Genomic DNA, 9,681 nt, shown 5'->3' on the forward strand with positions numbered 1-9,681 from the left:
CCGAACATGTCGGTCACGCCATTGGCGGCCAGGGTTTCCACGAACGCTTCGGAAGGCGTCATCTTTTGCGGGCCTGCGGGGATGGCGGCGATGGCCGCTGCGGCGGCGGCTTTCTGGTCGGTCATGTCATTCATGGGTGTCTCCGGGTTTGTGGTGATTAAGGCTGTCAAATACGGCTGTTGAATACGATCAACTTATTTATCAAAAAACGGTATATTTTGTTCCGAAATTTGATATACAATTCAATTTAAGCGTTCGGCATGTAAAAGTCAAACAGAATTTCGAGGAAACGGTACAATTTGAGTTCGAAAATGAAATAATTGAAGTAACACTCATTGCTACCCAACCGAGGCCACCATGGACATGATTTCATCCCCAAAACTTGAGCCGGAAAAACTGGAAGGCGACACGCCCACGATGCGTTTGTTTGCCTTGCTGGAAGTGATTGCCGAGAAAGACCAGCTGCTGTCGCTGCAAGCGCTGGTGGAAGAAACGGGGCTGCCGAAACCCACCCTGCACCGCATGCTGCAACAGCTGGAAAGCGTGGGCGTGCTGCAGCGCGAAAGCGATGGCCGCCACTACAGCACGGGCGTGCGCCTGCGCCGCCTCGCGTCGAACCTGTTGATTAACAACACTTTCCATGGCGCCCGCCGCATGGTCTTGCGCCAGTTGGTCGAGGAAGTGGGCGAAAGCTGCAACCTGACGGCCTTCAGCGGCAGCGAAGTGGTGTACCTGGACCGCGTGGAAACAGCGGCCCCGCTGCGCTTCTACCTGCATCCCGGTTCGCGCGTGCCGGCCCATTGCTCGTCGAGCGGCAAATTGTTCCTCGCGCAGATGACGCCCGTGCAACGGCGCCGCCTGCTGGGCCACATGGAATTGACGCGCTTTACGGACAAGACGGAAACGGACCCCGTCAAGCTCGAGCGCGAACTGGAACTGGTGCGCCGCAACGGCTATGCGCTGGACGACGAGGAATTCCTGCCCGGCCTGCTGTGCGTGGCCGTGCTGGTGCCGAACCCGAACGGCCGCTCGAACCTGGCCGTGGCGATCCAGGCGCCCATCATCCGTTTGACGCACGACAAGGCTTTACATTTCTTGCCAGCATTGCAGCGCGCCGCGCAAGCCCTGGCCGCCATCGAATCGGAAACCATGCCGACGACGGGCGGCGACGACGACGCATTGCAAGCGAATAAAGCATAACCGCCGCGGCGCCCCAGCTGCGGCTTCACAGGAGAACAAGGTGCCAGATTCACGCCAACATCCCCCCGCAGCGGCGCAAGCCCCGCACCGCATGCAGTCCGTGCGCAGCCTGTTTCATATCGACAGCGACCTGCTCGTGCCCGTCTTCACGGAGCGCGACCCGCACGTGCCCGACATCGACCCCGCCTACCGCTTCCACCGCGACGTGACCCTGGCCATCCTGGCCGGTTTCACGCACAACCGCCGCGTGATGGTGCAGGGCTTGCACGGCACGGGCAAGTCCACGCATATCGAGCAGGTGGCGGCGCGCCTGAACTGGCCCTGCGTGCGCGTCAACCTCGACGGCCACATCAGCCGCCTGGACCTGGTCGGCAAGGATGCCATCGTGCTGCGCGAACAGCAGCAGGTGACGGAATTCCAGGAAGGCATCGTGCCCTGGTCCTTGCAACGCCCCGTGGCCCTGATCTTCGACGAGTACGACGCGGGCCGCCCCGACGTGATGTTCGTCATCCAGCGCATCCTCGAGCGCGACGGCAAGTTCACCCTGCTCGACCAGAACCGGGTCATCACGCCCCATCCCCACTTCCGTTTGTTCGCCACCTCGAACACGGTGGGCCTGGGCAACCTGAACAGCATGTACCACGGCACGCAAGTGCTCAACCATGCGCAGATCGACCGTTGGAACATTGTTGCCACCCTGAACTATCTGCCGCAGGCGGAAGAAACGGAGATTGTCCTGGCGCGCGTTCCCGCCATGGACGACGAGGCGGGCCGCCAGCTGGCGGGCCGCATGGTGGCTGTCGCCAGCCTGACGCGTCACGGCTATGCGGCGGGCGACCTGTCCTGCCTGATGTCGCCGCGCACGGTGATTACCTGGGCCGAGAATTGCCAGATCTTCCGCGACCCGGCCCTGGCCTTCCGCCTGTCCTTCCTCAACAAATGCGACGAGGCCGAGCGGCCCATGGTGGCCGAGTATTACCAGCGTTGTTTCAATGAGGAATTGCTGGCGAGCCAGGCATGAGCGCCGGAGCGACCGCGCCAGCGGCCTACACGCGCGCGCAGCAGGAAACGGATGAACTGTGCGCGGGCGTCATCCGCGCACTGAGCGGACAGGCGGCGATACGCTACCGCGGACGGCGCCTGCACGACGGCCACCGCCCCCTGCCCATCCACGCGGCCCATCTGCAGCCCGATGCGGCGCTGCAGGATCTGCCCTCGCTGCGCGGCGCGGCCGACAGCGTGGCCCTGCGCCTGCTGCACACGGACGCCGCCCTGCACAAGTCCCTGTGCCCGCCAGCCCCCGTGGCGCGGCTCGTGTTCGAGCTGCTGGAACAGTTAAGAGTGGAAACGCTTGCGCCAGATCAACATGCCGGCGTCATCGACAACCTGCGCCACCGTTTTACGGCCTGGTCGCATGCGTTCTACGATTCCGGCCTGGCCGAGGGCGCGTCGGGCTTGCTGCTGTACACCGTGTTCCAGATGTGCTGGTCGCGCCTGACGGCCCGCGCCGTGCTGGAAAAGACGGAAGACTTCATCGAGGCGACGCGCTGGTCCCTCTCCTCGCAACTGGGCGGCGACCTGGCGGGCTTGCGCCGCCACCGCCTGGACCAGGCCGCCTTTGCCCGCCATTCTCTGGCCATCGCCCACGCCGTCGATGTCATGCTGAAAGAGGCGCAGGCGGCGCGCGACGGCAGCCAGGACGACGGGGGCGACGCGAAGGCGCAGGCGGCCTTCAGGCTGCTGCTCGACTTCGACAGCGATAACGACAATGCTCCAGACGCCGCCCCGCTGGGCGAGAGCCGCGCCTTCACCGATAGCGACGGCGATGGCGGCTACAAGGCGTATTCCACGGCGTATGACCGCGAGGAAAAAGCAGGTGAACTGGTGCGCCGCGCCCTGCTGCTGGAATACCGCGAGCGCATGGACGAACGCATCGCCGGCCTGGGCATCAACACGGCCCGCCTGGCGCGGCGTTTCACGCAACTGCTGGCCGTGCCCCAACGCGATGGCTGGTCGTTCAGCGAAGAGGAAGGCTATATCGATGGCCGCCGCCTGGCGCAGCTGATCAGCTCGCCGTCGGAACGCCGCTTGTTCCGCAAGGAACAATTTTTGCCCCAGGCCGATTGCCTGGTGTCCTTTCTCGTCGATTGCTCCGGGTCCATGAAGACGCATGCGGAATCCGTGGCCGTGCTGCTGGACATCCTGCTGCGCGCGCTGGACCAGGCGGGCATCACGACGGAATTGCTGGGTTTTACGACGGGCGCGTGGAACGGGGGAAGAGTCAAGCGCGACTGGATGCGCGCCCGCTCGCCCGCCACCCCCGGCCGCCTGAACGAACGGCTGCACATGGTCTTCAAGGAAGGCGATACCCCCTGGCGCCGCGCCCGGCCCGACATCGCTGCCCTGCTGAAAGCGGACCTGTACCGCGAAGGCGTCGACGGCGAAGCCGTGGACTGGGCCTGCCAGCGCATGCTGGCGCGCCCGGAACGGCGGCGCATCCTGCTCGTCGTCTCCGATGGTTGCCCGATGGATACCGCCACCAGCCTGGCCAATGACGAGTTTTACCTGGCGCAACATCTGAAACAGGTGGTGGCGCGCCGCGAAGCGCAGGGCGCCGTGGAAATCTGCGGGCTGGGCCTGGGGCTGGACCTGGGCGCCTACTACAGCCGCAGCCTGGCCACCACCCTGCCCGCCTCGCTGAACAATGAACTGTTCAGCGAGATCGCGCAGCTGATCGGCGGGCGCAGCCGACGCTGATCAAGCGCGGGGCTTGCGGCGGCGCGCCGTCACGCCGGCCAACGCCAGGCCCGTCAGCAGCATCACATAGGTTTCCGGTTCCGGCACGGCACTGATGTATTCATACGTCACTTCCACACGGCCCGAGGCGGCCGTCTGGAACTGGGTCAGCAAATTGCCGGAACCGCTGCCCGTCGAGGAACCGAGGGCATTCAAGCCCAGGTAAATCAAACCGCCGCCCGCCGAGGAAAACAGGGCAAAGTCGCTGGCGCTGGCGCTCGTGTAGCTGTTCGACCCCGTGCTCGACCGGGGGCCCGTGTTCGCGCCCGACGTCCCCGCGAAATCGATGCTGCCATCGAAGGCGCTCAGCGCGAACGTTTGCGTGAACAGGGGATTGGCTACCAGCAAGGTGGAATGATCGGGACGGTACAAGGTCAGCAGCGAGGCCAGGCTCAGGGTCACGTCGGAAGGGCCGGCATCCAGGCTTTCCGCCTTGCCGCTGCCCTGCACGCCGCCTTCCAGATGGAACTTGATCGATGTCAAGGTGCCCAGGCTGCTGTCGAACTTGCCCAGTCCCAGGGTGTCTGACCAATTGGTGGCGCCCAGGGCGCGGTCGGCGCTGAAGCTGATGGTCTCGGTGGCCGCCTGGGCGGAAGATGCGGCACCAAGGCCTAACACGGCGGCGGCGGCCAATGCGATGAGAGATTTGTGCATCGATGACTCCTGTTCATTCAATGAGGGGACGTGGATCATGCAGTGATTCACACGGGAAACGCGAGGGTAGCCCCTCGCGCCGCAGCCCGGCAATGCCGCTATCCAGGCAATTCATTGTAATAAATGAAAGGGTCGCAATATACTCAGTTTGTTGCAATTTTAAAAATAAGTATTGTTATTTTGATTTCCCATGCAACGATCATGCAGCGGGACGAAGGGAGCGCCGCGCCGTTGCTGGCGCCTCACTCGACGCAGTAACGCACGGCATGCGCTTCCATCGGCAGGGGGATTTCCCAGTTCCACAGCATCGCTTGCAGTTTCTTGTTGCTCAGCGACGTGTCGCGCTGGCCGTTGCGTTTGAGTAATTCCTTGCGCGGCTGCTCCAGGTACACGAGTTCCACCTGCGCATGGTATTTATACAGCAGGTTGAGCGTCTTTTCGCGCATCAGCCGCGACAGATGCGTGGCGTTCCACACGAACGGTTCGCCCTTGCGCAGCAGTTCGCGCGCCCGCTCTTCCGCGTAATCGCCCACCTGTCCCTCGTTCTTGCCGTGTTTCAAACCCAGGGCGATGCGCGCATCGTCGAAGGACACGACGGGCAGGCGCGGATGGTGCTTCTCCACCCATGTATTCTTGCCGGACGCCGGCAGGCCCGACATGACGATCACGTGCGAGCCCGGCTCCTGGAACAGGGGGTAGTCGGGATGCGCCTCGGCGCCGCGGAAATATTTCACGCGCGTGTGATCGTCGACAAAGGCGCGCCGCTGGCCGTAGCAGCCCTCCTCGCGCGCCAGCTCGCGGAACAGTTCGATGGCGTCGAGGATGCGCTGCGGGTCCGGGCAGATGCGTCCCCGGATATCGGCCTCGGCCAGCATGGCCAGCAGGCGGATATCGACCTGCCACGACAGTTCGCGCACGGTGAACTCGGGCGTCACGCCGCGCCGCGATTGTTCCAGCGCAAAGAACGGCACCTGGTGCACATTGATCAGGCGGCAGATTTCCTCGCGCGCGGCAAATGGCACATCAACATCCCACAGGGCGATGCGCGCATCGAGCGCGCCCTTGCGCGAGTGGCCGGGCTGGCCGATGGCGCCCGTTACCGGGTCGATCACCGTGGTGCTGCACTTGGCCACGTCGTGCAGCAAGGCGGCGAGGAAGACGATTTCCTGTTCCGCCCGCGTGGCTTGCTGATATTCAAGCATGCCCAGCAGGGACTCCACCACCATCATCGTGTGCGTCCACACATCGCCTTCCGCGTGATACACGGGATTTTGCGGCGTCGTCTTCGCCAGTTCCAGCTGAGGGAAGGCGGCCAGGCACGCGTTGAAATCGGGCGAGCGGCCCGCCATGGGCACCAGCTGTTGTAACTGTTTCCAGTTCATTTTGTACTCCTTGAAAATACTGCCAGCTCGTCGAGCGAACGGCAGGTGTGCAGGCCCAGGCTGTTCCACGTGACGAGCGGCTGCGGCGCGTACAGGTCCACGCCCTCGGCCAACTGGTTGGGAATCAGGGGACGCGTGCTGTGGTGCGAACCGCTGTCGAGGATGGTTTGCGTAAAGTCATGCCGCACCAGCTTGTAGCGGGCCAGCACCTGCTCGTCGTCTTCCACCTTCAGGTACAGCCCTTCCGCGTGGTCGGACTTGTCCGTCTGCTTCCAGCACAGGTCCAAGGGCAGCCGTTCGCGCGCCACGACGCCTTCAAAGGCGTCGCGCCACAGGCGGGACTTGGCCAGCGAATGGCGCAGCAGCAGCCACAGCTGTTTCGGCGTGGCGGGCATGGTGCCCGCATACAGCACGGGAACGGACAGCACGGGCGAGCCGGCCAGCATGGCGTGGCGCCGCGCCGTCGACAAAAACATCTGGCTGCGGCGGCAATACACGTCGAACTCGTTGAAGTAATGGGGCAAGCGGTCGTAAAACACGGAATGCTTGCTGTAGGCCCATTCGCCAAACAGCACATACTGGTCTTCCAGCAAGCCCAGCAAGGCGTGTTCATGCGCATGCGCCCACGGTTTCAACAGGTTGAACTGGCGTTCGCTGCCGCCGCCCGCCAGGTAGTGGCCGCGCGACTGCAGCAGCACCTCGCCCGCGTCGCTGAACGAGACGGCGGCGTTGGCGCCATCGATTTTTTCCTCGATGACGACGTACTGGCCGGCCAGCTTTTTCAGTGGCATCTGGTCGGCACCGTCGTCGCCATCCTGCAGGCGCGAGCCTTCCAGATGCGGCGTGCGCGGGTATTTAAATAAAGGTAAAGATTGTAAAAACATAGCGTCCCACGCCGCGTTCACCGCAGGCGTGTCCATACAGGGTCAGGGATGCTGACGACGAATCCGGGCGTGGACGGTCAAGGCCTATGCCTTGCAAGCGTGTGCGGAAGTGGAACAAACAGTGCCACAGCAATCGGGGGCGTCAACGCGCCGAACGATGCTGCAGAGAGCATTTCGTCAGCGTTAGCAGGTGATGGCGAAGAAGCGAGGCACTTTTGGCTCCAATAAGGAAGAGGTTCGAGAAAGAACGGGGAATATAACGGCTGTTTGATTATTTTGCAAGGCGCACGATTCAACGGTGTTCAAACGCGCGCCTGGCCGCCAGCCGGCGTCGCGCACAGGCGCGACGCCGGCCATCAGGCTACACCTCAGTAGCGGTACTCGAGGTTGACCCACACGCGCGGCTTGGGATCGCTGTTGCTTTCCGACACAGGACGGCCGCCCGTGGTGCGCCAGGCCAGGGCCACGTCGGCGCTCCACGCCTGCTGCTGGTAGCGCAAGCCCAGGCCGCTGCCACGCAGGCTGCGCCGGTTGTCGCTGGTCGGCGCCGGCTTGGTGTTGACGGCGATGCGTCCCGCATCCATGAAGGCATACGGCGTGTAGTTGCCGGCGGCATAGCGCAGTTCCAGCTGTGCCAGGCCCCCATTGTCGCCCGTCGCTTCCCCGGATGGATAGGCGCGCACGCCGCTGGCGCCGCCCAGGCTCAGTTTCTCGGACGAGTCCAGGTTGGTGTCAGCCTGCTGCCAGCTCAGGTGGGCCATCAGGCTCAAGCCTGCAGGCAAGGATTGCAGGCGCACCACGTCGAGATTGACCTTGTGGAAACTGCCCTTGGTCTGGTAATAGTCCACGGCCGTCAAGCCCGCGTCGAGCTTCAGCTTGCCAGGCGTCCAGCTCACGCTGCCGTAGGTCATGCCATTGTAGCCATCGCGGAGGTCGAATTGCAGGGCCAGCGGCAGGGACTGGCTGGACTTGCTTTCATGGGTCAGGGTGCTGTCGCGGTTGTCCTGCAGCTGCTTCGATTGATAGGTGGCGATCACGGTCAGGTTGGCCTGCTGCGAGCGCAGGATGGGATAGCTGAGTCCGGCGCTGGCGACCTTGGCCGTGCCATGCGCATCCAGGCTGGCAAATTCCTTCGCCAACACATAGCTGGTATGCGAATACCCCACCGTGCCGCGCAAGCCGGATGCGCCCAGCGGCAGGCTGTAGCCAAGCGAACCGAGCCACAACTCTTCCTCGCTGAGCAAGGCCCGCACGCTGACCTGGTCACCCAGCAGGAAGGGGCTGTTGATGTCGACATTGGCGCGCACGCGGTTTTTGCCCGTGTAGCGGCTGCCGGCATTGTCCAGGCCGATGTCGCCGCGCACGCGCTCGTCGCGGTCAAGCTGGACGACGAGGTCGCCCGTGCCCGCCTGCGTGCCGGGACGCATGGTGGCGCTGGAACGGATGCCCGGCAAGTCGTCCAGCAGCAGGGTGGCCCGCTCCAGGGGGCCGCTGGCGATAACGCTGCCAGGGCGCAAGCCGTCGAGGAAGGCCGTCGCCCGCTGCGCCAGGAGCGCATCGCCGCTCTCGGCCAGCACCGCGCCGTAGCGCCCTTCGATGACGTCGATGCGCAAGTTGCCCTGGTCAAGGTCTTGCGGCGGCAGGATGGCGCGGGCAAACGGGTAACCGCTCGCCTGGTAAAAGGCCGTGATGCGCTCGGCCAGGCCGCGCAAGCCGGCCAGGTCGAACGTCTGGCCCCTTACCTCGCCCAGCGCCGCGTACAGCGCTGCGTCATCGAGCATGGAATTGCCGGCGACCTTGATCGAACGCAATACCACGGTGGGACCGCCAGGCGCCACGGCACGCGCGTCGTGCGGCACCTGGATGGTCAGCGGCTGGCTCGCGCGCGGCGGTGCCAGCGGTGCTTGCAACTGCTGCAGGGTCTGGCCCGCATCAGGAAGAACTTGCGCCTGCGCGCCCGGTGCGACATGCAATAAAGCGTATCCCAGCGCGATGGCAACAGCAGTGCGCCGTGGAGTTTGTTGTCTTTTCATAAGTGTTTTTTCAGGTTGAATCAATACCATCATTGCGCCACGCCTCCCGCGACCGGGGCGGCAGGAGCGACATTGATGCCGCCGTTGACGACATAGATGCGGGTAAAGCCCGGCGTGCCGCTGTCGCCCTGCTCCGGCAATGCGGCCAGCGCCGGCTTGGCTTGTGCCTCTTCGGCAACGGGCACAAGGGCCAGTCCGCCGATCAGGGTGACGCTGTTTGGCGTGCTCTGCGCGGCGGGTGCCGCAAACACAGGCGCGGCCACTCCCGCAGCGCCAGCCGTCGTGCCGGCCGGCGCATCATTGACGCCCGTGGTGACCTGGCGCCGCGCCAGGCGAATCGCATTTTCCAGCGCAGGATCGGCATCGATGGTCAAGCTGCCATTCTGTGCCGTCACCACATAGTTGCCGTTCGCCAGGGCGGACGCATCGATCGTGTAGCTGCCCACGTTCTCGCCCGCAGTGCGGCGCAGTACGCCCGCCAGGCTGTCGCCTGCCACCAGATTGCCTTGTGTCACCTGATACGTGAGGCCGGGGTCGACGTTGCCGTAGACCTTGCTCTTCGCGTCCGCCGTTACCGTGATCGGACGCGCATCGATGGTCAAGGCGCCGTTTTGTGCCGTGATCAGATAATTGCCGTTCGCCAGGGCAGACGCATCGATCGTGTAGCTGCCCACGTTTTCACCGGCCGTGCGGCGCAGGACGCCGGCCAGGCTGTCGCCCGACACCAGATTG

The 9,681-nt window shown here is 64.2% G+C and carries 8 protein-coding genes; 3 read left to right on the forward strand and 5 right to left on the reverse strand.

Annotated features, from left to right (window positions below):
* Window positions 1–363 precede the first annotated feature (363 nt).
* From AC07VL_RS27505 to AC07VL_RS27515, 3 genes are all read left to right on the forward strand, one after another.
* Window positions 364–1,200, forward strand: coding sequence for an IclR family transcriptional regulator (locus tag AC07VL_RS27505; RefSeq protein ID WP_494808667.1), 837 nt, complete (start codon window positions 364–366; stop codon window positions 1,198–1,200).
* Between the two features lie 91 nt (window positions 1,201–1,291).
* Complete coding sequence (locus AC07VL_RS27510) at window positions 1,292–2,221, forward strand: AAA family ATPase (RefSeq protein ID WP_494808679.1); 930 nt, start codon at window positions 1,292–1,294, stop codon at window positions 2,219–2,221.
* Window positions 2,218–3,957 (forward strand): cobaltochelatase CobT-related protein, encoded by a 1,740-nt coding sequence (locus tag AC07VL_RS27515; protein WP_494808668.1) that lies wholly within the window; start codon window positions 2,218–2,220, stop codon window positions 3,955–3,957. The genes AC07VL_RS27510 and AC07VL_RS27515 overlap by 4 nt, the downstream gene beginning before the upstream one ends.
* Here AC07VL_RS27515 and AC07VL_RS27520 read toward each other — a convergent pair whose 3' ends face one another.
* From AC07VL_RS27520 to AC07VL_RS27540, 5 genes are all read right to left on the reverse strand, one after another.
* Window positions 3,958–4,650: a choice-of-anchor E domain-containing protein gene (locus tag AC07VL_RS27520; protein ID WP_494808669.1), complete on the reverse strand. Its 693-nt coding sequence runs from the start codon at window positions 4,648–4,650 to the stop codon at window positions 3,958–3,960.
* A gap of 242 nt (window positions 4,651–4,892) precedes the next feature.
* Window positions 4,893–6,032 (reverse strand): AAA family ATPase, encoded by a 1,140-nt coding sequence (locus tag AC07VL_RS27525; RefSeq protein WP_494808670.1) that lies wholly within the window; start codon window positions 6,030–6,032, stop codon window positions 4,893–4,895.
* Window positions 6,029–6,916: an RNA ligase family protein gene (locus AC07VL_RS27530; RefSeq protein WP_494808671.1), complete on the reverse strand. Its 888-nt coding sequence runs from the start codon at window positions 6,914–6,916 to the stop codon at window positions 6,029–6,031. Before AC07VL_RS27530 ends, AC07VL_RS27525 begins: the two co-directional genes overlap by 4 nt.
* Window positions 6,917–7,284: 368 nt before the next feature.
* Entirely contained in the window at window positions 7,285–8,889 is a 1,605-nt protein-coding gene (locus AC07VL_RS27535) for a ShlB/FhaC/HecB family hemolysin secretion/activation protein (protein ID WP_494808672.1), read from the reverse strand.
* A gap of 89 nt (window positions 8,890–8,978) precedes the next feature.
* Window positions 8,979–9,681, reverse strand: a 703-nt coding sequence (locus AC07VL_RS27540) for an MBG domain-containing protein (protein WP_494808673.1), incomplete at its 5' end; no start/stop codon positions are given.

The organism is Janthinobacterium sp. GW821-FHT03C08 (genome assembly GCF_059420905.1).